The organism is Kitasatospora albolonga (assembly GCA_002082585.1).
GTDB classification, from domain to species: Bacteria; Actinomycetota; Actinomycetes; order Streptomycetales; family Streptomycetaceae; genus Streptomyces; species Streptomyces stephensoniae.
On the sequence record CP020563.1, the window covers coordinates 1,585,631 to 1,611,231 of the forward strand.

At 73.1% G+C, this 25,601-nt stretch carries 20 protein-coding genes and 1 pseudogene; 10 read left to right on the forward strand and 11 right to left on the reverse strand.

Translation table 11 applies throughout. The features are described from left to right. Positions 1-57: 57 nt before the first annotated feature. The 4 genes and pseudogenes from B7C62_06820 (at position 58) to B7C62_06835 (ending at position 3,457) form a co-directional block, all read left to right on the forward strand. Positions 58-801: an enoyl-CoA hydratase gene (locus B7C62_06820; GenBank protein ID ARF72011.1), complete on the forward strand. Its 744-nt coding sequence runs from the start codon at positions 58-60 to the stop codon at positions 799-801. 3 nt (positions 802-804) lie between these two features. Continuing rightward, complete coding sequence (locus B7C62_06825; protein ID ARF72012.1) at positions 805-1,695, forward strand: acyl CoA--acetate/3-ketoacid CoA transferase subunit alpha; 891 nt, start codon at positions 805-807, stop codon at positions 1,693-1,695. Next, a complete protein-coding gene (locus tag B7C62_06830) occupies positions 1,692-2,441 on the forward strand; it encodes a CoA-transferase (protein ID ARF72013.1) in 750 nt (249 codons plus the stop codon). Before B7C62_06825 ends, B7C62_06830 begins: the two co-directional genes overlap by 4 nt. Further along, a pseudogene (locus B7C62_06835) lies at positions 2,441-3,457 on the forward strand (2-nitropropane dioxygenase). Before B7C62_06830 ends, B7C62_06835 begins: the two are co-directional and overlap by 1 nt. 370 nt (positions 3,458-3,827) lie before the next feature. Here the strand turns inward: B7C62_06835 and B7C62_06840 are convergent. The 5 genes from B7C62_06840 to B7C62_06860 form a co-directional block, all read right to left on the reverse strand. Then, positions 3,828-5,450 (reverse strand): DEAD/DEAH box helicase, encoded by a 1,623-nt coding sequence (locus B7C62_06840; GenBank protein ARF72014.1) that lies wholly within the window; start codon positions 5,448-5,450, stop codon positions 3,828-3,830. 196 nt (positions 5,451-5,646) lie between these two features. Further along, entirely contained in the window at positions 5,647-5,850 is a 204-nt protein-coding gene (locus tag B7C62_06845; GenBank protein ID ARF72015.1) for a cold shock domain protein CspD, read from the reverse strand. Positions 5,851-6,156: 306 nt separating this feature from the next. Beyond that, positions 6,157-7,314 (reverse strand): acetyl-CoA acetyltransferase, encoded by a 1,158-nt coding sequence (locus B7C62_06850; protein ARF72016.1) that lies wholly within the window; start codon positions 7,312-7,314, stop codon positions 6,157-6,159. A gap of 19 nt (positions 7,315-7,333) precedes the next feature. Beyond that, entirely contained in the window at positions 7,334-7,957 is a 624-nt protein-coding gene (locus B7C62_06855) for a TetR family transcriptional regulator (GenBank protein ARF72017.1), read from the reverse strand. Between the two features lie 30 nt (positions 7,958-7,987). Continuing rightward, a complete protein-coding gene (locus B7C62_06860; GenBank protein ARF72018.1) occupies positions 7,988-8,770 on the reverse strand; it encodes a short chain dehydrogenase in 783 nt (260 codons plus the stop codon). A 122-nt stretch (positions 8,771-8,892) separates the two neighbouring features. On the opposite strand from B7C62_06860, the gene B7C62_06865 reads away from it, so the two are divergent. Beyond that, complete coding sequence (locus tag B7C62_06865; protein ID ARF72019.1) at positions 8,893-10,038, forward strand: acyl-CoA dehydrogenase; 1,146 nt, start codon at positions 8,893-8,895, stop codon at positions 10,036-10,038. Next, complete coding sequence (locus B7C62_06870; GenBank protein ID ARF72020.1) at positions 10,038-11,024, forward strand: acyl-CoA dehydrogenase; 987 nt, start codon at positions 10,038-10,040, stop codon at positions 11,022-11,024. The genes B7C62_06865 and B7C62_06870 overlap by 1 nt, the downstream gene beginning before the upstream one ends. A 42-nt stretch (positions 11,025-11,066) precedes the next feature. On the opposite strand, the gene B7C62_06875 is transcribed toward B7C62_06870, so the two are convergent. From B7C62_06875 to B7C62_06885, 3 genes are all read right to left on the reverse strand, one after another. Next, positions 11,067-11,558 (reverse strand): pyridoxamine 5'-phosphate oxidase, encoded by a 492-nt coding sequence (locus B7C62_06875; protein ID ARF72021.1) that lies wholly within the window; start codon positions 11,556-11,558, stop codon positions 11,067-11,069. Positions 11,559-11,622: 64 nt separating this feature from the next. After that, positions 11,623-12,180, reverse strand: a complete 558-nt coding sequence (locus B7C62_06880) for a HutD-family protein (GenBank protein ID ARF72022.1) — start codon at positions 12,178-12,180, stop codon at positions 11,623-11,625. Next, positions 12,177-12,926 (reverse strand): toxic cation resistance protein, encoded by a 750-nt coding sequence (locus B7C62_06885; GenBank protein ID ARF72023.1) that lies wholly within the window; start codon positions 12,924-12,926, stop codon positions 12,177-12,179. The genes B7C62_06880 and B7C62_06885 overlap by 4 nt, the downstream gene beginning before the upstream one ends. Positions 12,927-13,078: 152 nt before the next feature. On the opposite strand from B7C62_06885, the gene B7C62_06890 reads away from it, so the two are divergent. After that, on the forward strand, positions 13,079-13,990 hold the full coding sequence (locus B7C62_06890; GenBank protein ARF72024.1) for a rhomboid family intramembrane serine protease: 912 nt from the start codon (positions 13,079-13,081) through the stop codon (positions 13,988-13,990). A 165-nt stretch (positions 13,991-14,155) separates the two neighbouring features. Here B7C62_06890 and gltD read toward each other — a convergent pair whose 3' ends face one another. The 3 genes from gltD to B7C62_06905 all read right to left on the reverse strand — a co-directional run bounded on the left by gltD (position 14,156) and on the right by B7C62_06905 (position 21,349). After that, positions 14,156-15,616, reverse strand: a complete 1,461-nt coding sequence (gene gltD / locus B7C62_06895; protein ARF72025.1) for a glutamate synthase — start codon at positions 15,614-15,616, stop codon at positions 14,156-14,158. Continuing rightward, positions 15,609-20,168, reverse strand: coding sequence for a glutamate synthase large subunit (locus tag B7C62_06900; GenBank protein ARF72026.1), 4,560 nt, complete (start codon positions 20,166-20,168; stop codon positions 15,609-15,611). The genes gltD and B7C62_06900 overlap by 8 nt, the downstream gene beginning before the upstream one ends. Positions 20,169-20,617: 449 nt before the next feature. After that, positions 20,618-21,349: a hypothetical protein gene (locus tag B7C62_06905; protein ARF72027.1), complete on the reverse strand. Its 732-nt coding sequence runs from the start codon at positions 21,347-21,349 to the stop codon at positions 20,618-20,620. Between the two features lie 288 nt (positions 21,350-21,637). Between B7C62_06905 and B7C62_06910 the strand changes: the two genes are divergently transcribed. From B7C62_06910 to B7C62_06920, 3 genes are all read left to right on the forward strand, one after another. Continuing rightward, positions 21,638-22,723 (forward strand): hypothetical protein, encoded by a 1,086-nt coding sequence (locus tag B7C62_06910; protein ARF72028.1) that lies wholly within the window; start codon positions 21,638-21,640, stop codon positions 22,721-22,723. Positions 22,724-23,123: 400 nt separating this feature from the next. After that, on the forward strand, positions 23,124-24,401 hold the full coding sequence (locus tag B7C62_06915) for a hypothetical protein (GenBank protein ID ARF72029.1): 1,278 nt from the start codon (positions 23,124-23,126) through the stop codon (positions 24,399-24,401). Beyond that, entirely contained in the window at positions 24,328-25,521 is a 1,194-nt protein-coding gene (locus B7C62_06920) for a hypothetical protein (protein ARF72030.1), read from the forward strand. The genes B7C62_06915 and B7C62_06920 overlap by 74 nt, the downstream gene beginning before the upstream one ends. Positions 25,522-25,601: the final 80 nt, after the last annotated feature.

The following is a 25,601-nucleotide window of genomic DNA, read 5'->3' on the forward strand; positions in this document are numbered from 1 at the left end:
GTGTGACTGCTACCGTCCACCTAACAAATGTTTGGTGGAAAGGTAGCTGATCCTCCGATGACTGTCTCCACCGCGTCTCCCGCCGACGGCGTCCGCGTCGTCACCGTCGACCATCCGCCCGTCAACGCGCTTCCCGTGCGGGGCTGGTACGAGCTGGCCGACGCCGTCCGGGCGGCGGGCCGCGACCCGGAGGCGCGCTGCGTCGTCCTGGCCGCCGCCGGGCGCGGTTTCAACGCGGGGGTCGACATCAAGGAGTTGCAGCGCGATCCGGGGAACGCGGCGCTGATCGGCGTCAACCGGGGCTGCGCGGAGGCGTTCGAGGCGGTGTACGCGTGCGAGGTCCCGGTCGTCGCCGCCGTGCACGGGTTCTGTCTCGGCGGCGGCATCGGCCTCGCCGGGAACGCGGACGCGATCGTGGCGGGCGAGGACGCGGTCTTCGGCCTGCCGGAGCTGGACCGGGGCGCGCTCGGGGCGGCGACCCATCTGGCCCGGCTGGTCCCGCAGCATCTGATGCGGACGCTGTACTACACCGCGCGCACGGTGACGGCGGCGGAACTGCTCGCCCACGGGTCGGTCTGGCGGGTCGTCCCGGTGGATGAACTGCTGGACGCGGCGGTGGAGTTGGCGGCGGAGATCGCCCGTAAGGACGGAGGGCTGCTGCGGCTGGCGAAGGCCGCGCTCAACGGCATCGACCCCGTCGACGTACGGCGCAGCTACCGCTTCGAGCAGGGGTTCACCTTCGAGGCGGGCCTGTCCGGGACCGCCGGCCGGGTCCGTGACACCTTCGGCAAGGAGGCGTGAGCGATGACCGACCGGCCCGCCGCCCGCGACAAGACCATGACGCCGGAGGAGGTCGTCGCCCGGCTGGAGAGCGGCATGACGATCGGCATCGGCGGCTGGGGATCGCGCCGCAAACCGATGGCGCTGGTCAGGGCGTTGCTCCGGTCGCCCGTCACCGATCTGACGGTGATCTCCTACGGCGGCCCGGACATCGGCCTGCTCGCCGCCGGGGGCCGGATCGCCCGCCTGGTCACGGCGTTCGTGACGCTGGACTCCATCCCGCTGGAGCCGCACTACCGGGCCGCCCGGCAGCGGGGGGCGTTCACGCTGACGGAGATCGACGAGGCGATGTTCATGTGGGGGCTGCACGCGGCGGCGAACCGGCTGCCGTTCCTGCCGGTGCGGGCGGGGCTCGGCTCCGATGTGATGCGGGTCAACCCCGGCCTGCGCACGGTGACTTCGCCGTACGAGGACGGTGAGGAGCTCGTCGCGATGCCGGCCCTGCGGATGGACGCGGCGCTGGTCCACCTGAACCGGGCGGACCGGCTGGGCAACGGGCAGTACCTGGGCCCCGACCCGTACTTCGACGATCTGTTCTGCGAGGCGGCGGAGACGGCGTACGTCTCCTGCGAACGCCTGGTGGAGACAGCGGAGTTGACGAAGGGCGGTACGGCCCCGCAGACCCTCCTGGTCCAGCGGCACTCCGTCACCGGGGTCGTGGAGACGCCCGGCGGGGCGCACTTCACCTCGTGCGTGCCCGACCACCCCCGCGACGAGCCGTTCCAGAAGGCGTACGCGGCAGCGGCGGCGGACCCGGCGGCCTGGGCGGAGTTCAGCGCGCGCTTCCTGCCCCCGGACGGCGACGAGAAGAGCTACCGGCAGGCCGTCCGCACCTGGCACGAGGAGCAGAAGTGACCGCGTCCGCCACGGGGAGCGCCACCCGCGCCGAGTACTGCGTGATCGCCTGCGCGGAGGTCTGGCGCGGGAACGGAGAGGTGCTGGCCGCCCCGATGGGCGCGGTCCCGTCCGTCGGCGCGCGGCTGGCCCGGCTGACCTTCGCCCCCGAACTGCTGCTCACCGACGGCGAGGCGACGATCGTCGGCCCGGACGGCGAGGCGGAGGGCTGGCTCCCCTACCGCAGACACCTCACCCTGGTCACCGGCGGGCGGCGGCACGTGATGATGGGCGCGAGCCAGCTCGACCGGTTCGGCAACCAGAACATCTCCTGCATCGGTGACTGGGAGCAGCCCGCCCGCCAGCTGCTGGGCGTCCGGGGCGCACCCGTCAACACCCTGAACAACGCGGTGAGTTACTGGGTCCCCCGGCACTCGCCCCGGGTCTTCGTGGAGCGGGTCGACATGGTCTGCGGGGTCGGTCACGACAACGCGCGGGCGGCGGGCCCGTCCGCGACCCGCTTCCACCGCATCCCCCAAGTCGTCAGTGATCTGGGGGTGTTCGACTTCGGCACCCCGGACCGTTCGATGCGGCTGGTCTCGGTCCACCCCGGCGTCACGGTGGACCGGGTCCGCGAGGCGACGGGCTTCGCCCTCACCGTACCGGCCGACATCCCGTACACCCGGACCCCGACCCCGGCCGAACTGCGCCTGATCCGCGAGGTCATCGACCCCTCGGCCACCCGCGACCGCGAGGTGCGGCCCTGATGCGTACGGCGCTGACCGACCTCGTCGGCGTCCGCCACCCGATCGTGCAGACGGGCATGGGCTGGGTCTCCGGCCCCCGCCTGGTCACCGCGACGGCACGCGCGGGCGCGCTCGGCATCCTGGCCTCCGCGACCATGGCCCCGGACCAACTGCGGTCCGCCGTACGGGAGGTGAGGTCGCGGACGGACGCCCCGTTCGGCGTGAACCTCCGCGCGGACGCCGGGGACGCTCGGGAGCGGGTGCGGATCATCGTCGAGGAGGGCGTCCGGGTGGCGTCGTTCGCGCTCGCCCCGTCGAAGGAGCTCATCGCGGAGCTGAAGGACGCGGGGGTGGTGGTCGTCCCGTCGGTGGGGGCCCGGCGCCATGCGGAGAAGGTCGCGGCGTGGGGCGCGGACGCGGTGATCGTGCAGGGCGGCGAGGGCGGCGGCCACACGGGGAGCGTGGCGACGACGGTGCTGCTGCCCCAGGTGGTCGACGCGGTGGACATCCCGGTGGTCGCGGCGGGCGGCTTCCATGACGGGCGGGGGCTGGTGGCGGCGCTGGCGTACGGGGCGGCGGGCGTCGCGATGGGCACCCGGTTCCTGCTGACCTCGGACTCGACGGTGCCGGACGCGGTGAAGGCCCGTTATCTAGCGGCCACGGTCGAGGACATCACCCTGACGAGGGCCGTGGACGGGCTCCCGCACCGGATGCTCCGTACGGAGATGGTGGCGGAGCTGGAGGGTGCGGGGCGGGTGCGCGCCCTGTCCCGGGCGGTGCGGCACGCCGCCCGCTTCCGCCGGATCGCCGGGCTGACCTGGCCGCGCATGGTGCGGGACGGGCTGGCACTGCGGCACGGCAAGTCCCTGACCTGGAGCCAGGTGCTGCTGGCGGCGAACACCCCGATGCTGCTGAGGGCAGCCATGGTGGACGGCCGCACGGACCTGGGCATCATGGCGTCGGGCCAGGTGGCGGCCCTGATCGAGGACCTGCCGAGCGTGGCGGAGCTGGTGGCCCGGATCATGACGGAGGCGGACGGGACCTGCGCGGCCCTGCCCCCACCCGAGCACCACGGCCCGCCCGCGCGTCCGGCGGTTGAGGGCACCCCCGTCGGCCCCTCGCCGGACGACCGGGGCACCCTTTCGAGCCCACCCGGCGCTTGAGGACACCCGCGCCGAACGACCGGGCCACTGCTTCAAGCCTGTCCGGCGCTTGAGGACACCCCCGTCGCCCCCACGCGCCGGACGACCGGGGCCGCCTTTCAAGCCCGTCCGGCTTGAGGACACCCCCGTCGCCCCCGCGCCGGACGACCGGAACACCCTTTCTAGCCCGTCCGGCGATTGAGGACCGGGGTCCGGGGCGGAGCCCCGAAAGGCCCCGCCCCGGAACGCCTACGGCCGGATGAACCTACGCGGCCCGGCGCCGCCGCGCCGGAGCGCCGGAGCGGCCCGTGCTCCGGGGCTCGGCGCCGGACCGCGCCCCGCCGGAGCGGCCCGCGCCACCACCGGCCCCGGCGCCGCCCCCGGCACCCGCACCGGACCCGCGCCGCCCGCGCCCTCGGCTCCCGGAGCGCACCGCGCCCCCGCCGGAGCCGGCCGGGCCCGAACCGCCCGAGCGCGTCCGCTGCTTCGGCGGAGTCGGCTGCGGCACCTCGATGACGACCGCGATCCCGGAGGGCTCACGGGCCCCCGTGATCCGGCTGAGCTCCTCGTCGCCGGAGGTGACCCGCGTGGTGCGGGGCGCGATGCCCGCGTCCTGCATCAGCCGGGTCATCTCGCGCTTCTCGTCGGGCAGGACGAGCGTGACGACGCTGCCGGACTCCCCGGCGCGGGCCGTACGGCCGCCCCGGTGGAGGTAGTCCTTGTGGTCGGTGGGCGGGTCCACGTTGACGACCAGGTCCAGGTCGTCGACGTGGATGCCACGGGCCGCCACGTTCGTCGCGACGAGCGCGGTGACCTGGCCGTTCTTGAACTGGTCCAGGGTCCGGTTGCGCTGCGGCTGGGAGCGCCCGCCGTGCAGGGCGGCGGCCCGTACCCCGCTGGCCAGCAGCCGCTTGGCGAACCGGTCCGCGGCGCGCTTGGTGTCCACGAACATGATCACGCGGCCGTCGCGGGCGGCGATCTTCGTGGCGACGGCCTTCTTGTCCGTCTCGTCCAGGACGTGGAGCACGTGGTGCTCCATGGTGGTGACCGCACCGGCGGAGGGGTCGACGGAGTGGACGACCGGGTCGGTGAGGAACATCTTGACGAGGCGGTCGATGTTCTTGTCCAGGGTCGCGGAGAACAGCATCCGCTGCCCGTCCGCCTCGACCTGCTTGAGCAGGGCGACGACCTGCGGCATGAAGCCCATGTCGGCCATCTGGTCGGCCTCGTCGAGGACGGTGATGGCGACCTCGTCCAGGCGGCAGTCGCCGCGCTCGATGAGGTCCTTGAGCCGGCCCGGGGTGGCGACGAGGACTTCGGCGCCGCGCCGCAGGGTGGCGGACTGCTTGGTGATGGACATGCCGCCGACGACGGTGGCGAGCCGCAGGTTCACGGCGGTGGCGTACGGGGTGAGCGCGTCGGTGACCTGCTGGGCCAGCTCACGGGTGGGCACGAGGACCATGGCGAGCGGGGCACGCGGCTCGCTGCGGCGCCCGGCGGTGCGGGCGAGCAGGGCCAGACCGAAGGCGAGGGTCTTGCCGGAGCCGGTGCGGCCCCGGCCGAGGATGTCCCGGCCCGCCAGCGAGTTCGGCAGGGTCGCGCCCTGGATCGGGAACGGCTCGGTGACGCCCTGCGCGGCGAGGGTCTTCAGCAGCGCGGCAGGCATGTCCAGGTCGGCGAAGGCGCCGACGGAGGGCAGTGCGGGGGTCACCGTCTCCGGCAGGGTGAACTCCGCGGGCGGTGCGGCGGCGGGCTTGCGGCGGGCCGGGCCCTTGGAGCGGGCGGCGCCGCCCCGGGGGTTCGACGGGCTCTGCGCGCCCGCGCCCTGGCCACGGCCACGGGCCGGACGGGAGCGGGGGGTGCGGTCCTGGCGTTCGAAGCGAGTCATACGGAATTGCCCTTCCGAGGATTCCTGGGGGATTCCTGGGCAACTGCGGATGCGGATGACTGCGATGTGCTTGTCCTACCGCTGATCGTGCGCCCCCAGGATGTGCGCACAAAGCGGGTTGCTGCTCGGACAGCACAAACCGGGGCCCGCACCGTCACGGTGCGGGCCCCGGTCAGAGAGGTACGCGTCGCGGCAATCAGGCCGGGACGATGTTCTCCGCCTGCGGGCCCTTCTGGCCCTGCGTGACGTCGAAGGAGACCTTCTGGCCCTCCTGGAGCTCACGGAAGCCCGAGGTGGCGATGTTGGAGTAGTGGGCGAAGACGTCGGCGCCGCCGCCGTCCTGCTCGATGAAGCCGAAGCCCTTTTCCGAGTTGAACCACTTCACGGTACCGGTGGCCATGTCATTCTCCTAAAACAGGTGCAGTGCCGAGAATCCGCACTTTACGGATTCCAAGTCGCCGCATTGAGCCCCATCCGGAGAAAGCCGGAAAACAATAAAGCGCCTGAGGAAGCATTCCCGTCAGGCGCACATAAAGTTCATGGGTACCAAAACTGCAACGGGAACACCGTAGCACGTCCTCTCCTCGCACGGCGTGACGCGCCACACCACGGGAGGGAAAACTTGGCTGACCAGAAGGGGTACGGCCGGTGTCGCCCGAGTGGTCCGCCCCAGGCGCCCGTGGCCCGCCCCAGGCGCCCGCACGGCTCAGAGGCGTTCGACGATGGTCACATTGGCCTGTCCGCCGCCCTCGCACATGGTCTGGAGCCCGTAGCGGCCCCCGGTGCGTTCCAGTTCGTGCAGGAGTGTCGTCATCAGCTTGGCGCCGGTCGCGCCGAGCGGGTGGCCGAGCGCGATGGCTCCGCCGTTGACGTTGACGCGTTCGGGGTCCGCGCCGGTCTCCTTCAGCCAGGCGAGGACGACCGGTGCGAAAGCCTCGTTGATCTCGACGAGGTCGACGGCGTCGATGGTGAGCCCGGTCTTCTTCAGGGCGTGCGCGGTGGCGGGGATCGGGGCGGAGAGCATCCGGATCGGGTCCTCGCCGCGTACGGAGAGGTGGTGGACGCGGGCGCGCGGGGTGAGGCCGTGGTCGGCGACGGCCCGCTCCGAGGCGATGAGCAGGGCGGCGGCCCCGTCGGAGACCTGGGAGGAGCAGGCGGCGGTGATCGTGCCGCCGGGCAGGACGGGGGCGAGGGCGGCCATCTTCTCCAGGGTGGTGTCCCGGCGCGGCCCCTCGTCGGCGGTGACGTCCCCGTACGCGACGGTCTCGCGGGCGAAGCGGCCCTCGTCGATGGCGCGGACGGCCCGGCGGTGGGAGGTGAGGGCGAACTCCTCCATGTCCCGGCGGCCGATCCCCCACTTCTCGGCGATGAGCTGGGCGCCGTGGAACTGGTTGACGGGCGCGTCGCCGTACCGGGCGCGCCAGCCCTCGCTGCCCGCGTACGGGCCCTCGGTGAGGCCGAGGGGTTCGGCGGCCTGCCGGGAGGCGAAGGCGATCGGGATCTGGGTCATGCTCTGGACCCCGCCCGCCACCACCAGGTCCTGGGTGCCGGACAGCACGCCCTGGGCGGCGAAGTGCAGGGCCTGCTGGGAGGAGCCGCACTGCCGGTCGACGGTGACGCCGGGGACCTCCTCGGGGAGCCCGGCCGCCAGCCATGCCGTACGGGCGATGTCCCCGGCCTGCGGCCCCACGGTGTCCAGGCAGCCGAAGACCACGTCCTCCACGGCCGCCGGGTCGACGCCCGCGCGGGCGATGAGCTCCTTCAGGACGTGGGCGCCGAGGTCGGCGGGGTGGACGGCCCCGAGGCCGCCCTTGCGCCGTCCGACGGGGGTCCGTACCGCTTCGACAATGTAGGCATCGGCCATGGCTGCTGCTCCTCGGTCCTCAGGAGGGGGGCTGGGTACTCAGGGCGATCCCGTCCAGCACCATCGAGAGGTACTGGCGGGCGATCTCCTCGGGGCTGTGGTACCCGCCGGGCCGGTACCAGGAGGCCGCGACCCAGACGGTGTCGCGGACGAAGCGGTAGGTGAGGCGGATGTCCAGGTCGTCGCGGAAGGTGCCCTCGGCGACGCCGCGTTCCAGGGTGGAGAGCCACGCCTTCTCGAACTTCACCTGTGAGTCGGCGAGGTAGGCGAAGCGCGGCTGGGTGGCGAGGTGCCGGGACTCCTTCTGGTAGATCGCGACGGCGGGGCGGTGCCGGTCGATCTCCCGGAAGGACTCGGTGACCAGTGCCTCGATGGTCTCGCGGGGGCCGAGCCCGGCCGCCAGGACGGCGTCGTACCCCCGCCAGAGCTCGTCGAGGAAGGCGGAGAGGATCTCGTCGACCATCGATTCCTTGGAATCGAAGTGGTAGTAGAGGCTGCCGGCGAGCATCCCCGCCTCGTCCGCGATACGGCGGACGGTGGTGGCGTTGTATCCCTGGGCGGCGAAGACCTCGGCGGCGGTGGCGAGGAGTTCGCGGCGCCGTTCGGGGGTGGGGGTCACCTGGGGCTTCTTCTTGGTAGGCACCCCGCCATTGTCCGCCCACGGCCTGTGCGTTCACGCATGCTGGCTGCTGACGGCGACGACCTCGCCGGTCATGTAGGAGGAGTAGCCGCTCGCCAGGAAGACGATCACGTTGGCGATCTCCCAGGGTTCGGCGTACCGGCCGAACGCCTCCCTCTCCGTGAGTTCGGCGAGGAGTTCGGCGGAGGTGACCTTGGCCAGGTGGGGGTGCATGGCGAGGCTGGGGGCGACGGCGTTGACACGTACGCCGTAGTCGGCGGCCTCGAGCGCGGCGCAGCGGGTGAGGGCCATGACGCCCGCCTTGGCGGCGGCGTAGTGGGCCTGGCCGCGCTGGGCGCGCCAGCCGACGACGGAGGCGTTGTTGACGAGCACGCCTCCGGTGCCGGTGGCCCTGAAGGAGCGCAGGGCGGCGCGGGTGCAGCGGAAGGTGCCGTTCAGGGTGACATCGAGGACCCTGGTCCACTGCTCGTCGGTCATCCCGGTGAGCTCGGCGGTGCCGCCGAGGCCCGCGTTGTTGACGACGATGTCCAGGCGGCCGTGGGTGCGTTCGGCGTGGGCGAAGAGGGCCCGTACCTGCTCCTCGTCGGTGACATCGCAGGTCAGGCCGGTGACACGGTCGGCACCGAACTCCTCGGCGAGGGCGTGGGCGCTCTCCTTCAGCCGCCGGGCATGGGCGTCGCCGATCACGACGCGCGCGCCCTCCTCCAGGAAGCGGCGGGCGGTGGCGCCGCCGATCCCGGCTCCGGCGGCGGCGGTGACGACGGCGGTGCGACCGGCCAGCAGCCCGTGCCCCGGCAGGTAGTTCGGTGCGCTCATCGGCCCATCCCCACTGCTCCTCGACGGTGCTTGGGCCGTACGTTAACCTACCAAACACTTGTTAGGGAACAGCCTCACCGGACGACAGCCTCGCGGAAGACAGCCCACGGAAGGCAGGCCCCATGGATCTGGCGCGGACAGCACGGACCGAGGCACTGCGCGCCGAGGCGAGGGAGTGGCTGCGCGCCCATGTGCCCGCCCGGCCGCTCCCGTCCCTGGAGACGGCGGAGGGGTTCGCCGCGCACCGGGAGTGGGAGGCGGAGCTGTACGGGGGCGGGTGGTCGGCGGTCTCCTGGCCGGAGGAGTACGGGGGCCGGGGCGCGGATCTCTTCGGGTGGCTGGCGTTCGAGGAGGAGTACTGGGCGGCGGGCGCCCCCGGCCGGGTCTCCCAGAACGGGATCAGCCTCCTCGCCCCGACCCTCTTCGACCACGGCACCGCCGGGCAGCGGGCCCGGCTGCTGCCGCCGATGGCGGGCGGCGAGGTGATCTGGGCGCAGGCGTGGTCGGAGCCGGAGGCCGGTTCGGACCTGGCGGCGCTGCGGTCCCGGGCGGTGCGCACGGAGGGCGGCTGGCTGCTGTCGGGGCAGAAGACGTGGTCCTCGCGGGCGGCGTTCGCGGACCGGGCGTTCGGGATCTTCCGTACGGACCCGGGGGCGGCCAGACCCCACCAGGGGCTCACGTACCTGATGTTCGGCCTGCGCGACCCCAGGGTCACGGTCCGGCCGGTCGGGCGGCTGGACGGGAAGCCCGCGTTCGCCGAGGTCTTCCTCGACGAGGTCTTCGTACCGGACGAGGACGTCATCGGGGAGCCGGGGCAGGGCTGGCGCATCGCCATGTCGGCCACCGGTGCCGAGCGCGGCCTCACCCTCCGCTCCCCCGGCCGCTTCCTGGCCGCCGCCGACCGGCTGACGGAGCTGTGGCGGGAGGCGGGCGACCCGGCGGACACGGCGCTGCGGGACCGGGTGGCGGACGCGGTGATCGGGGCACGGGCCTACCAGCTGTTCACGGCCGCCTCCGCCTCCCGGTTCGCGGCGGGGGCGGCGCTCGGCGCGGAGTCCAGCCTGAACAAGGTGTTCTGGTCGCAGTACGACATCGCGCTGCACGAGACCGCGCTCGACCTGCTCGGCCCGGACGCGGAGGCGGCGGACGGGCCGTGGGCGGAGGGGTACGTCTTCGCGCTGGCGGGTCCGGTCTACGCGGGGACGAACGAGATCCAGCGCGACATCATCGCCGAGCGGCTGCTCGGCCTGCCGAAGGGACGGCGCTGATGCGTTTCCTGCTCACCGACGAGCAGCGGGAGTTCGCCCGCTCCCTGGACGCGCTGCTGACGGCGGCGGACACCCCCGCCGCCGTACGGGCGTGGGCCGCCGGAGACCGCGCGCCCGGGCTGGCCCTATGGCGGCGGCTCGCGGAGGCGGGGGTGTTCGCGCTGGCGGTCCCGGAGGCGTACGGGGGTGTGGGCCCGCTCCCGGTGGAGACGGCCGTCGCCTGCGGGGAGCTGGGCCGCCACGGGGTGCCGGGGCCGGTGGTGGAGAGCGTGGCGGCGGGGGTGCTGCTGGCGGAGGCGGGCGGTCAGGCGGCCCGGGAGTGGCTGCCGGGGATCGCGGACGGTACGGCGGTGGTGTCGCTGGCCCTGGAGGCGTACGGGCCGTACGCGCTGGACGCGGACGCGGCGGACGCGGTGCTGGTCGTGGCCGGGGACGAGCTGCGGCTCACGGCGGGGGCCGGGGAGCCGACGCGTTCGATGGACCCGGCGCGGCGGCTCTTCCGGCCCGGGGCGGGCGGCGAGGTGCTGGCCGCCGGTCCACGGGTGCGCGAGGCGGCGCGGGCGGCGGGCACCTGGGCCACCTTCGCGACGGCGGCCCAGGCACTCGGCTGCGGCGAGGAGTTGCTGCGGGCGACGGTGGCGTACGTGAAGCAGCGCACCCAGTTCGGTGTGCCCGTCGGCTCCTTCCAGGCGGTCAAGCACCGCCTCGCGGACACCCTGCTCGGCCTGGAGTTCGCGCGCCCGCTGCTGTACGGGGCGGCGGTGGAGCTGGCCCAGGGGGCGCCGGGGGCCGGGGCGGCGGTCGCGGCGGCGAAGGTGGCGGCGGGCGAGGCGGGGTACGCGGCGGCCCGCACCGCGCTGCAGCTGCACGGCGCGGTGGGGTACACCGAGGAGCTGGACCTCGCGTGGTGGCTGCGCCGGGCCCGGCCGCTGCGGGACGCGTGGGGGACGCCGTCGGCGTGCCGGGCGCGGGTGCTGGCGGGGTGACTGTACGCCGGGTTCAGTCCGCCTCCGGCCTCCGGATCGGCGTCACTTCCGGCGTACCGTACGCAGCGCCTGCCCCGGCCGCCATGAATCGATGACCAGGAAGTCGCCGTCCAGCCCGATGCGGACCACCTCGGTCAGCTCCGCCCGGAAGAGGTGGAAGGGCTGGGGCGGGTCGGCGTCCTCGATGACCCGGGCGAGGAACTCCGGGTCGGTGACCTCCACGGCCCGGCCGCTGACCCGGACGTCCCCGTCGTTCATCTCGGCGTCGGGCCCCGGGTTGGCGTGGAACGCGAAGCGGGGGTCGCGGCGCAGGTCCAGGGCCTTGCGGGAGTCCGGCATCATGCCGAGCAGCAGTTCACCGAAGCGGAAGTCGGCCTCCAGGCCGGTGACGCGGGGCGAGCCGTCCGCGCGCAGGGTGGCGAGGACATGGTGCTTGTAGAGCTGGAAGCGCCGGCGCACGGTGTCGGCGAAGACGGGCTCGGCGGCGGCGAAGGCGTCCCAGGAGACGGGGGAAGAGGGGGAGGAAGACGTCATGGGCGCCATGGAACACCCGATACCCGACACCTTCTGTCCGGTATCCCGGTCCGGCCCCGGTCTCTCACACGTCCGAGAACGTGATCACCACCGCCTGGCCCATCGTCCGCAGCACCCCGGGCGACGCGTCCTCGGCGAGCACCGCGTCGTAGCGGTCGAGCCGGAGGTCCGTACCGTCGAGCACGGCCCCGTCGTCCAGGGAGAGGGCGAGGACCGCGCCGCCCGGGGGCGCCATGAGGCGTACGGTGCCGCAGACGACGGCGGTCTCCGCCCGCGTACGCCCCCTGCGGTACATCACGTTGAGGTTGACGACCGGTCCGGCCAGCAGGAAGCCCTCGGTCGGGCGGTCGCCGGGGAAGTCGTGGGGCCACAGCGGCTCATCCACGATGTGGTGCTCGCCGCCGACGATCAGGTCCATGCCCGCGCCCTCGACGACGGTCAGGGTGCGGTCGATGCCCGGGAAGAGGGAGAAGGGACCGTCGGCGGTGACGTCCGCGAGGCTCACCCGCCAGGCGAACGGGTCGGCCCCGCCGGGAGCGGCCGCCACCTCGCGGGTGAGCCCGCCGCCGTTCTTCCAGGGGACGGGCGTACGGTCGGCGGCGCGCAGAATCCGCGTACTCATCGGACGATCCCCTGGGCCTCGGCGGCGGCCAGCCAGTGCGGGAACTCCGCGATCAGCCGGTCGTACAGTTCGGCGTCCGGGACCTTCCGGGGGTCGGGTCCGGCGTGGAAGTACCCGGCGTTGTCGACCGCCCGCTTGGCGGGGACGGCCAGCTCGTCGAGCTTGCGCAGGAAGTCGAACTGGGTGCTGCGGGTGTCGCCGAAGCCGATGAACTGCCAGAACAGCGGCAGCTTCGCGGCCTTGCAGAGATAGCGCTCGGCGGCGAGCTTGCTGGTGGGCCCGCCGTCCGTCTGGAAGACGACCAGGGCGGGCGCGGTGGAACCGCTGTCGAGGTAGTGGTCGATGACCGCGTCCATGGCGAGGTGGTAGTTCGTGCGGCCCATGTGCCCGAGGTTCGCCACGATCTTGTCGATGATCCCGTGGTGGTCGCTCAGCCCGGCCTCCCCGAACCCGTCGATGCCGGTGGAGAAGAACACCACGGGGACGCGTCCGTCGTCGTCGAGGTGGGCCGAGAGGCCCAGCACCTGGTCGGCCAGGGCCTGGACGCTGCCGTCCTTGTAGTACTCCCGCATCGAGCCCGAGTAGTCGAGGACCAGGTAGACGGCCGCCCGCCGGCCGCCCAGTCCGTGCTTGGCCAGCGAGACCCCGGCGCTCTTGTAGAGGCTGACGAGCCCGGGAGCCGTTTCCCGTACCTTCTCCAGGCTGATGGCCGGGCCGGTGCCCACGGCCGTGGTCGAACCGTGCATGACGGCGCCCCCGTTCTCCGTACTGCGGACTGCGGACCTCGAGGGTAGGCCACCGCCCGGCCCCCGGTCCGTGGGTCCTGACAACGCGTTCGCTATCTTGATCGCCGCCGACACCGGCCCCCGTTACGCACCCCCGAGTGAAGGAGCCGGCCATGGAGGCCGCCGCCACCACGTGTTACCGCCATCCGTCGTACGAGACGTATGTGCGCTGCACCCGCTGCGAGCGCAGCATCTGCCCGGAGTGCATGTGCGAGGCCGCCGTGGGTCACCACTGCCCGGAGTGTGTGAAGGAGGGGCGGCGCTCGGTGCGGCAGGCCCGGACCGTGTTCGGCGGGGCCGTGCCGGGGGCGGTGGCCCCGGTGGTGACGTACGTCCTGATGGCGCTCAACGTGCTGGCGTACGCCGTCGAGGTGGTCCGGCCCGAGACCGTGGACCGGTTCGCGGTGCTGGGCGCCGCGCTGACCGGGCCGGACGGGGAGCGGTACTACTACCGGGGCGAGGAGTACGCCGGGTACACGCTGACGGGGATCGCGGACGGCGAGTGGTACCGCCTGGTGACCGGGGCGTTCCTGCATCTGCCGCCGGACACCTCGTTCGGGGTGATGCACCTGCTGTTCAACATGTTCGCGCTGTGGAACATCGGGCGGGCGGTGGAGGGGCAGCTCGGCCGGGCCCGCTATCTGGCGCTGTACCTGCTGGCGGCGGTAGGCGGTTCGGTCGCCGTGTATCTGCTGGCCCCGGACACCACGACGGTCGGCGCCTCCGGTGCGGTGTTCGGGCTGGCCGCCGCGTACTGGGTCATCAACCGGCGGCTGGGCCGTGACATGGCGGCGGTCAACCGGTTCATGACGGGGTTCCTGCTCTGGATGGTGCTCTCGGCCCTGTTCACCTCGTGGCAGGGGCACCTGGGCGGGCTGCTGACCGGGGCGCTGGTGACGTACGGGCTCGCCTACGCCCCGGCGAGGCTGCGGACCGGGCCGCTCCAGGCGGCGGGCGGGGCGGTGCTGCTGGGGGTGTTCGCCGTGGCGGTGGTGGTGAGGACCTCGGCGCTGACGGGCGGCTGAGGGGCCCGGCGGGAAACCGGGCGGACCGGCCCCGGACGCGCCACGGCGCCCACTGAGTCCGGTCGGGGACAGGCGGGCGCCGCGTTCAGTTCCGCACGCCGTTGTACGGGACGATCGAAGGGGGCTCCCCCGGGCCGCGTGGCCCAGGGGGAACCCGGGTGGTGCTCAGACCAGCAGGGCGCGGTCCGTCGGGCGGACCGGGGCCGGCAGGGCGCTGGTCCCGGTCAGGAAGCGGTCCACTCCGCGGGCGGCGGAGCGGCCCTCGGCGATCGCCCAGACGATCAGCGACTGGCCGCGGCCCGCGTCACCGGCGACGAAGACGCCGTCGACGTTGGTCGCGTAGTGCTCGTCGCGGGCGACGTTGCCGCGCTGGTCGAGCTCCAGGCCGAACTGCTGGACCAGGCCGTTGGACTGGTCGGTTCCGGTGAAGCCCATGGCGAGGGTGACGAGCTGCGCGGGCAGGCGCCGCTCGGTGCCGGGCTTCTGCTCCAGCTTACCGTCCTTGAACTCCACCTCGACCAGGTGGAGGGCAGCCACGTTTCCGTCCTCGTCGCCCTCGAAGTGGGTGGTGGAGACGGAGTAGACCCGCTCGCCGCCCTCCTCGTGCGCGGAGGTGACCTTGTAGAGCATCGGGAAGGTCGGCCAGGGCTGGTTGGCGTTCCGCTCCTCGCCCGGCTTCGGCATGATCTCCAGCTGGGTGACGGAGGCGGCGCCCTGGCGGTGGGCGGTGCCCACGCAGTCGGCGCCGGTGTCGCCGCCGCCGATGACGACGACGTGCTTGCCGCCCGCGTGGATCGGGGCGACGGTCAGGTCGCCCTCCTGCACCTTGTTGGCGAGCGGGAGGTACTCCATGGCGAAGTGGACGCCGTTCAGCTCGCGGCCGGGGACCGGCAGGTCGCGGGAGACGGTGGCACCGGCCGCGATGACGACCGCGTCGTAGCGGCGGCGGAGCTTGGCGGCGTCGATGTCCTGGCCGATCTCCACCCCCGTACGGAACTTGGTGCCCTCCAGGCGCATCTGCTCGATGCGGCGGTTGATGTGCGACTTCTCCATCTTGAACTCGGGGATGCCGTAGCGGAGGAGGCCCCCGATGCGGTCCGCGCGCTCGTAGACGACGACGGTGTGACCGGCCCGGGTCAGCTGCTGGGCGGCGGCGAGTCCGGCCGGGCCCGAGCCGATGACGGCGACGGTCTTGCCGGAGAGGCGCTCGGGCGGCTGCGGGGTGACGTCGCCGCTGTCCCACGCCTTGTCGATGATGGAGACCTCGACGTTCTTGATGGTGACGGCGGGCTGGTTGATGCCGAGGACGCACGCCGACTCGCAGGGCGCCGGGCAGAGCCGCCCGGTGAACTCCGGGAAGTTGTTCGTGGCGTGCAGCCGCTCGGAGGCGGCCGTCCAGTCCTCGCGGTAGGCGTAGTCGTTCCACTCGGGGATGAGGTTTCCGAGCGGGCAGCCGTTGTGGCAGAACGGGATGCCGCAGTCCATGCAGCGGCCGGCCTGCTTGCTGATGATCGGGAGCAGCGAGCCCGGAACGTAGACCTCGTTCCAGTCCTTGACGCGCTCGGCCACAGGGCGGGTCTTGGCGACCTCGCGCCCGGTGGTCAGGAAGCCCTTGGGGTCAGCCATTGGTCGCCGCCTCCATCATCTTCTCGGTGGTCTCCTGCTCGGAGAGACCGGCGAGCTCAGCGGCGTCCTTGGCGGCGAGCACTGCCTTGTACGTGGACGGGATGATCTTGCTGAAGCGGGTCACGGCGGTGTCCCACTCGGCGAGGAGCTTCTCCGCGACGGTGGAGCCGGTCTCCTCGTGGTGGCGGCGCACGACGTCGTGCAGCCACTGCCGGTCGGTGTCGTCCAGCTCCTCGACCGCGCCGAGGTTGCCGACGTTGACGTGGTCCCGGTTGAGGTCGATGACGTACGCGATACCGCCCGACATCCCGGCGGCGAAGTTGCGGCCGGTCTCGCCGAGGACGACGGCGTGGCCGCCGGTCATGTACTCGCAGCCGTGGTCGCCCACGCCCTCGGAGACGACGAGGGCGCCGGAGTTGCGGACGCAGAAGCGCTCACCGGTACGGCCCCGGAGGAACAGCTCGCCGCCGGTCGCGCCGTAGCCGATGGTGTTGCCGGCGATGGTGGAGTACTCGGCGAGGTGGTCGGCGCCCCGGTCGGGGCGGACGACGACCCGGCCGCCGGAGAGGCCCTTGCCGACGTAGTCGTTGGCGTCGCCCTCCAGGCGCAGGGTGACCCCGCGCGGGAGGAAGGCGCCGAAGGACTGTCCGGCCGAGCCGGTGAAGGTGATGTCGATGGTGTTCTCGGGCAGGCCCGCACCGCCGAACTTCTTGGTCACCTCGTGGCCGAGCATGGTGCCGACCGTGCGGTTGATGTTGCGGATGGCGACCTGGGCCCGGACCGGCTGGGCGGCCTCGGGGCTGTCGGCGCCGAGCGCGTCGGCGGCCAGCTTGATCAGCTCGTTGTCGAGCGCCTTGGTCAGCCCGTGGTCCTGCTCGACGATCCGGTGGCGGACCGCGCCCTCGGGCAGCTCGGGCACGTGGAAGAGCGGGGCGAGGTCGAGGCCCTGCGCCTTCCAGTGGGTGATCGCCCGGTCGGTGTCGAGGAGCTCGGCGTGGCCGACGGCCTCCTCGATGGAGCGGAAGCCGAGCTCGGCGAGGATCTCGCGGACCTCTTCGGCGATGAACTCGAAGAAGTTGACGACGTACTCGGCCTTGCCGGAGAACCGGTCGCGCAGGACCGGGTTCTGGGTGGCGATGCCGACCGGGCAGGTGTCCAGGTGGCAGACGCGCATCATGACGCAGCCGGAGACGACGAGCGGCGCGGTCGCGAAACCGAACTCCTCGGCGCCGAGCAGCGCGGCGATGACGACGTCACGGCCGGTCTTGAGCTGGCCGTCGGTCTGCACGACGATGCGGTCGCGCAGCCCGTTGAGGAGCAGGGTCTGCTGGGTCTCGGCGAGGCCGAGCTCCCAGGGGCCGCCCGCGTGCTTGAGGGAGGTGAGCGGGGAGGCGCCCGTTCCGCCGTCGTGGCCGGAGATGAGGACGACGTCCGCGTGGGCCTTGGAGACACCGGCGGCGACCGTGCCGACGCCGACCTCGGAGACCAGCTTCACGTGGATGCGGGCCACGGGGTTGGCGTTCTTGAGGTCGTGGATCAGCTGCGCGAGGTCTTCGATGGAGTAGATGTCGTGGTGCGGCGGCGGCGAGATGAGGCCGACGCCGGGGGTGGAGTGCCGGGTCTTGGCGACCCACGGGTAGACCTTGTGGCCGGGCAGCTGGCCGCCCTCGCCGGGCTTGGCGCCCTGGGCCATCTTGATCTGGATGTCGTCCGCGTTGACCAGGTATTCGCTGGTCACACCGAAGCGGCCGGAGGCGACCTGCTTGATGGAGGAGCGGCGCGCCGGGTCGTAGAGGCGCTCGGGGTCCTCGCCGCCCTCGCCGGTGTTGGACTTGCCGCCGAGCTGGTTCATCGCGATGGCGAGGGTCTCGTGGGCCTCGCGGGAGATGGAGCCGTACGACATGGCGCCCGTGGAGAACCGCTTGACGATCTCGGAGGCGGGCTCGACCTCGTCGACGGGGATCGGGGCCCGGTCGGAGGTGAAGCCGAAGAGGCCGCGGAGCGTCATGAGGCGCTCGGACTGCTCGTTCACCCGGTCCGTGTACTGCTTGAAGATGTCGTAGCGCCGGTTGCGGGTGGCGTGCTGGAGGCGGAAGACCGTCTCCGGGTCGAAGAGGTGCGGCTCGCCCTCGCGGCGCCACTGGTACTCGCCGCCGATCTCCAGCGCGCGGTGGGAGGCCGCGATGCCGGAGGCGGGGTACGCCTTGGTGTGCCGGGCGGCGACCTCCTTGGCGATGACCTCCAGGCCGGCGCCGCCGATCTTGGTGGCGGTGCCGTTGAAGTACGTGGCGACGAACTCCTCGTCCAGGCCGACGGCCTCGAAGACCTGGGCGCCCCGGTAGGAGGCGACGGTGGAGATGCCCATCTTGGACATGACCTTCAGGACGCCCTTGCCGAGGGCGTAGATCAGGTTCCGGATGGCCTGCTCGGCCTCGGTGTTCTGGATGAACGTACCGGCGCGGACCAGGTCCTCGACGGACTCCATGGCGAGGTACGGGTTGACGGCGGCGGCGCCGTAGCCGATGAGCAGGGCGACGTGGTGGACCTCGCGGACGTCCCCGGCCTCGACCAGCAGCCCCACCTGGGTGCGCTGCTTGGTGCGGATGAGGTGGTGGTGGACGGCGGAGGTGAGCAGCAGCGAGGGGATCGGGGCGTGCTCGGCGTCGGAGTGCCGGTCGGAGAGGACGATGAGGCGGGCGCCGTCCTCGATGGCGGCGTCGACCTCGGCGCAGATGGCCTCGATCCGGGCGGCGAGCGCGTCGCCGCCGCCGCTGACCCGGTAGAGCCCGGCGAGGGTGGCGGCCTTCATGCCCGGCATGTCGCCGTCGGCGTTGATGTGTATCAGCTTGGCGAGCTCGTCGTTGTCGATCACCGGGAACGGCAGCGTGACGCTGCGGCAGGTGGCCGCGTTCGGCTCCAGGATGTTGCCCTGGGGGCCGAGCGAGGAGCGCAGCGAGGTGACGAGCTCCTCGCGGATGGCGTCCAGCGGCGGGTTGGTGACCTGGGCGAAGAGCTGGGTGAAGTAGTCGAAGAGGAGCCGGGGGCGCTCGGAGAGCGCGGCGATGGGCGAGTCGGTGCCCATGGAGCCGAGCGGCTCTCCGGCGGTGCGGGCCATCGGGGCGAGGATGACGCGCAGCTCTTCCTCGGTGTAGCCGAAGGTCTGCTGGCGGCGGGTGACCGAGGCGTGGGTGTGCACGATGTGCTCGCGCTCGGGCAGGTCGCTCAGCTCGATCTCGCCGGTCTCCAGCCACTCCTGGTAGGGCTGCTCGGCGGCGAGGGACGCCTTGATCTCGTCGTCCTCGATGATGCGGTGCTCGGCGGTGTCGACGAGGAACATCTTGCCGGGCTGGAGGCGGCCCTTGCGGACGACCTTGGCCGGGTCGATGTCGAGGACGCCGACCTCGGAGGAGAGGACCACGAGGCCGTCGTCGGTGACCCAGTAGCGGCCGGGGCGCAGACCGTTGCGGTCGAGGACCGCGCCGACCTGCACGCCGTCGGTGAAGGTGACACAGGCCGGGCCGTCCCAGGGCTCCATCATCGTGGAGTGGTACTGGTAGAAGGCGCGCCGGGCCGGGTCCATCGAGTCGTGGTTCTCCCACGCCTCGGGGACCATCATCAGCACCGCGTGCGGCAGCGAGCGCCCGCCGAGGTGGAGCAGCTCCAGGACCTCGTCGAAGGAGGCGGAGTCGGAGGCGTCCGGGGTGCAGACGGGGAAGATCCGGTCGAGCTGGGCCGGTCCGAAGAGGGAGGACGCGAGCTGGGACTCTCGGGCCTTCATCCAGTTGCGGTTGCCCTTGACCGTGTTGATCTCGCCGTTGTGGGCGACGAAGCGGTACGGGTGGGCCAGCGGCCAGCTCGGGAAGGTGTTGGTCGAGAAGCGGGAGTGGACCAGCGCGACCGTGGAGGCGAAGCGGCGGTCGGAGAGGTCGGGGAAGAACGGCTCCAGCTGCCCGGTGGTGAGCATGCCCTTGTAGACGATGGTGCGGGCGGAGAGCGAGGGGAAGTACACCCCGGCCTCCCGCTCGGCACGCTTGCGCAGGACGAACGCCTTGCGGTCCAGGACGATGCCGGTGGACTCGCCGTCGGCGACGAAGAGCTGGCGGAACTCGGGCATGGTGGCGCGGGCGCCGTTGCCGAGGAGTGCGGGGGTGACCGGGACATCGCGCCAGCCGAGGACGGTGAGGCCCTCCTGGGTGGCGATCTCCTCGATCGCGCGGACGGCCTCGGTGGAGCCGTCGGCGGGGAGGAAGGCGATGCCGACGGCGTACGAACCCGCCTCGGGCAGCTCAAAAGGGGTCTCGGCGCGCAGGAAGGCGTCGGGGACCTGGCACAGGATGCCGGCGCCGTCGCCGGAGTCGGGCTCGGAGCCGGTGGCGCCGCGGTGTTCGAGGTTGCGCAGTACGGTCAGCGCCTGCTCGACCAGCTCATGGCTGGCCACACCGGTCAGAGTGGCCACGAACCCGACGCCACAGGCGTCGTGCTCGTTACGGGGGTCGTACATCCCCTGCTGGGCGGGGCGACCGTCCATGGGCGACCAGGCGTCGATACGCATCGGCTCTCCCGTCGTCGTCGTGGCATTTGCGGTGCCGAGGGACGACGTTGGCCCTCTGCGAAATTTCGTGCAGGTTACATGATGGGGCGCTTCTCAAGAAGCGGAAGGTCTGTTCCAACATGCGGACACTGTGGTGACCGGACGTCACTGGATGACCAGGGATGAACCGGCTTGACCAGGGGGTGTGGGCCGCTGCCGGAAGGATCGGCGCCCAGGAGTCGCAGAGAGCAGGCGTCGTTGCCTGCGGTGCCTACGGCTCATGCCCGGCGGCAAAGGAAACGAAACCACCGAGTAACGGCTACTTATGTGTAGCCCTGCATAGAGTCCCATTTTACGGCCGTGGGGCCCGGCCCGCCCAGGGGGCGGCGCCAAGACGTACGTCACACGGGTCACCGGGCGGTTGGGCCGTTCGGGCGAGGCCGTTACTCCCCTTGCGCACCCCCCTGACCTCACCCGACCGCGACACCGAACAGGGTGCCGAGTCCGTACGTCAGCGCCGCGGCCGCACCGCCGAGGGCGAGCTGCCGCAGCCCGCTGAACCACCAGCTGCGGGCCGTCACCCGGGCCACCACCGCGCCGCAGGCGAAGAGACCGGCCAGCGCGAGGAGCACCGAGGGCCACAGGGCGCTCGCCCCGAGGAGATAGGGCAGGACGGGCAGCAGGGCGCCGAGGGCGAAGGCGCCGAAGGAGGAGACGGCGGCCACGAGCGGGGAGGGCAGGTCGTTCGGGTCGATGCCGAGCTCCTCGCGGGCGTGGATCTCCAGCGCCTGCTCCGGGTCGCGCGAGAGCTGCCGGGCGACCTCACCGGCCAGCGGGGCGTCCACGCCCCGGGCCTCGTAGAGGGCGGCGAGCTCGGCCATCTCGTCCTTGGGGTGCTTACGGAGCTCCCGGCGCTCGACGGCCAGCTCGGCTTCCACCAGCTCCCGCTGCGAGGCCACGGAGGTGTACTCACCGGCCGCCATGGAGAAGGCCCCGGCCGCGAGCCCCGCGAGTCCGGTGATGACGATGGTCTGCTGGGAGACCGCACCGCCCGCGACACCGGTCATCAGGGCGAGGTTGGAGACCAGGCCGTCCATGGCGCCGAAGACGGCGGGGCGCAGCCAGCCGCCGTTCACATCCCGGTGGGTGTGGTTGTCCCGGTGCGCCTCGTGCAGGACGGCGTCGGTCTCGATGATGGCCACTGCTCACTTCTCCCTATGCGGTACAACTTTCGACAAAGTCCAAACTACGCCTGCCCCGCGATCTTCGCCAGGAAGGCAGCCCTGCCTTACCACCGCTCTGACCTGCGAAGAAAGGCCAGGCTCGCCTTTCCTGCGGTCATCCGAACGGCCCCTTTCGGCGGCAGTCCGGCCGTCGGCGGTCCTCCGCGTGGGAGGGATGGCAGGAAAGCGCGGGTCAGGGATGCGGAGACGACGGACAGGGCCCGGTTCGGGGGCCCGGGCCCCGCCGGAGGGACGGAGGGCGACGCGATGGACACGGCCGTCGGCAAGGAACGGGCCAGGGGTGCGCTGCTGGGGCTGGCGGTCGGCGACGCGCTCGGTGCCCCGGCGGAGAATCTGCGGCCCTCCGAGATCCGCCGCCGCTGGGGGCGGATCGAGGGGTTCGTGAGCGAGGACCCGGCGGGGACCGACGACACGGAGTACGCGATCTTCTCCGGGCTGCTGCTCGCCCGGCACGGCTCCGCGCTCACCGTCTCCCATGTGGAGCGGGCCTGGCACCACTGGATCGCCGATCTGGACGAGGGCCCGTTCCGGGGCGCCGGGTTCAGTGAGCGCGGCACGCTGGAGAACCTGCGCCGGGGCCTCGCCGCCCCGATCTCCGCCCAGCACCGGCACGCCTGGAGCGACGGGCTGGCGATGCGGGCGGCCCCCTTCGGGGTCTTCGCGGCCGGGCGCCCCGCCGAGGCGGCGCGGCTGGTGGCGGTGGACGGCCGGGTGAGCCACGAGGGCGAGGGGATCTACGGGGGCCAGGCGGTGGCGGCCGGGGTGGCGGCGGCGATGGTCGGCGCGGGTCTCGCCTCGGTGATCGCGGCGGCGCTGTCGGTGGTCCCGATGGACTCCTGGACGGCCCGCTCGCTGCGCCGCGCGGTGGCGGCGGCCCAGCGCCCGTACCCGGACCGGCTGACGATGGAGCGGGCGGTGCGGTCGGCGGTGGTGATCGGCGGCTACCCGTGGACGGACCTCGCGCCGGAGGCGGTGGGCCTGGCGTTCGGCGCGTTCACGGCGGCCCGGGGCGACTTCCGTACGGCGGTGCTGACCGCCGTCAACATGGGGCGCGACGCGGATACGACGGCGGCGGTGGCGGGGTCCCTGGCCGGGGCGCTGCACGGGGCGGGCGCGATCCCGCCGGAGTGGGCGTCGGCGATCGGCCCGGTGCGCGGGAGCTGCCTGCCCTCGATGCGGGGCTACCACGTGCTGGACATCGCGGACCTGCTGACACCGGAGGGCCCGGAAGGCGTTCAGGGGCAGGTCGGCGGTGGGCGCGAGCCTTCCGTCGTACGGGACATGGCGTCCGTGTCCGCGTCCTTCGAGCCCGTACGGGAGGACGGGCGATGACGACCGGACGGGAGGCGGCCCCCCGGGACCCCGCGCCGCGCCCCGCACACACGGCGGCCACCTGGCGGCACGGACGGCGACCACGGAAGGCGGGACGATGACCACCGCACGCGAGACGGCTGTCGGGGGCCCCACGGTGGCAGGGGGAACGGGAGGCCCGGAGGTGACGACCGTACGCGAGACGACTGCGGGAAACCCGACGGTCACAGGGGGCACGGAAGGCCCGGGCGTGGCCGCCGGAGGGGCTGATCGACCGCGTACGGAAACGGGAGGAGACGGCACCGGAGGCCGGGCAGGGACCGCCGGAGGAGCTGATCAACCACGTACGGGAACGGGAGAAAGCGGCACCGGAGGCCCGGCAGGAGGCACCGCACCCGGGACGGCCTCAAGAGGCCCGGCGGTGACCACCGCCCACGGACGGGCCGACGCGCCGCCCGCATGCGAAGCCGCCCCCGCCCCCGTCACCCCCACCCGCCGCGCCCGGATCGAGGGCATGCTCCTCGGGCTGGCCTCCGGGGACGCCGCCGGGTGGCCCGCCGCCCGGCACCGGGCCGCCCGGATGCCCGAGTGGACCCGGCGGCTCACCCGGGAGCTGGACACCTTCGCCGAGCAGAACGCCACCACCACGCTCCCCGTGCCCATCGCCCTCAACCAGCCGCCCGAGCCCCTGCGGCTCGGCCCCTCCGACGACGCCGAGTGGGCCGCGTTCGCCGGGCGTACGGTGCTGGCGGCGGCGGCCGACGAGGCGTACGGGCTCTCCCCCGGCCGCCGGATGCGGGACGCGGTGGACCGGGCCTGGAACGCGCTGGCCGCCACCGTCGCCGAGGCCGGCGCCCGGGCCCCCGAGGTGGAGGCGGCCGTGCTCCCGCTGCGCGCCCGGATCTCGGTACGGGCCGGGCTCGGCAACCTGGCCGCCGGGCTCCGGCCGCCCGCCACCGGGCACGACAACCCGCACTACTTCGACGACGCCGCCTGTGTCCGGGCCGCCGTCCTCGCCGTGGTCCACCCCGGCGCCCCGGAGGAGGCGGCGGCGCTCGCGGAGTTCGACGCCCGCTACACCCAGGACGGCGACGGGGTGCACGGGGCGCGGGCGGTGGCCGCCGCGATCGCCGTGGCGCTGGCCGGGGCGGACGTCGACACGGTGGTGAACGCCGCCCTCGCCGAGCTCCCGGAGGGCACCGAGATCGCCCGCAACGCCACGCACACGGTCCGCCTGGCCCGGGAGTTCGCCGACGAGCCCGCCGGGGCGTTCGCCCTGGTCCCGGTCCTGGAACACCAGATCGTGGACCACGTCTACAGCTACGGGATCGCGGCGGCGGAGACCGTACCGGTCGCGCTCGCCCTCACCACCGCAGCCCGGGGCGAGATCGCCCAGGCGATCCCGGCCGCCGCCTGCCTCTCCCGGGTCGCGGACTCCGCGCCCGCCCTGGCCGGGGCGCTGACCGGGGCGATCGGCTCGGTCAGCGCCGTACCGGCGGGGTGGCGCGAGGCGTGCCGGACGCTCGCGGGGTGTGCGCTGCCCCGGCTCGCGGGCACGGACCTGATCGAACTCGCCGGGCTGCTGGCAGCCACGGAACCGGCCACCCCGGGTGGACAATTCCGGCATGACGCCCACAACGGCCACAGCTCCCGCCGCTTCGACCCCGCAGACCTCCCCGGCCACGCCCACACTCGATGACCGCATCACCCGCGCCCTCGTCGGCGCGGCCGTGGGGGACGCCCTCGGCGGCCCGGTCGAGGGCTGGACCCCCGAGCAGATCGCCGAACGCCACGGCGGCCGGGTGACCGGGATCGTCGGCCCCTGGCACGGCGAGAACTGGCGCACCGCCCGCCCCATCGCCCCGTACCACAAGGGCGACGGGCATGTCACCGACGACACCCTGATGACCCACGCCCTGGTCCGGGTCTACGGCCGGGTCCGCGACCACCTCGACGCGTACGCCGTAGCCGACCACCTCGTACCGGACCTCCTCTCCCCCCGCTGGATTCCCGAGCTGGAGGCCGAGGCGCTGCCGCTCCAGCGGATCTTCCTCGCGGAGAAGTGGCTCGTGGCCCGGCTGCACTACGGGCACGTCGACCCGCGCGAGGCCGGTGCGGGCAACATCGTCAACTGCGGGGCCGCGATGTACATGGCCCCGGTGGGCCTGGTCAACGCCGGTCACCCGGAGGCCGCGTACACCGAGGCGCTGGAGGTCGCCGCGCCCCACCAGTCCTCGTACGGGCGGGAGGCCGCCGGGGTCTTCGCGGCGGCCGTCGCCGCCGCCTGCCGACCGGGCGCGACCCCGGGCACGGTGATCGAGGCCGCCCTCGCGCTCGCCAAGGACGGCACCCGGTCCGCGATCGAGGCCGTCTGCGAAGTGGCCTCGCACCACGAGGAGTTCGAGTCCGCGCTCGCCCCGCTGCGGGCGGCGGTGGAGCCGTTCGACACGGTCGGCCCCGACTACCGCTCCCCCTCCCTCGGCGCCCGCCGCCCCTCCCGGCTGCACGCCATCGAGGAACTGCCCATCGCGCTGGGCCTGTTGCTGGTAGGGGGCGGTGACTACCGGCGTACGGTGCTCGGTTCGGTCAACTACGGCCGGGACTGCGACTCCATCGCCACGATGAGCGGCGCCATCGCGGGGGCGCTGGGCGCCGAAGTCCCCGCCGAGTGGGCGGACACGGTCGCGGAGGCGAGCCGCCTGGACCTGGAGGCCCCGGCCCGGACGCTGGCGGAGGTCGCCCGGGAGGTCTTCACCCGGGACCTGGAGCGCCGCCGGGCCCACGAGGAGGCGTTCACCGCACTGGCCGGTGAGCGGTGAGCGTCCACCCGGCACGGGAGCGTCCGGAGGACCGGCGCCTCCGCCCGGCACGGGGGCGACCGGACCCGCCGCAGGACCAG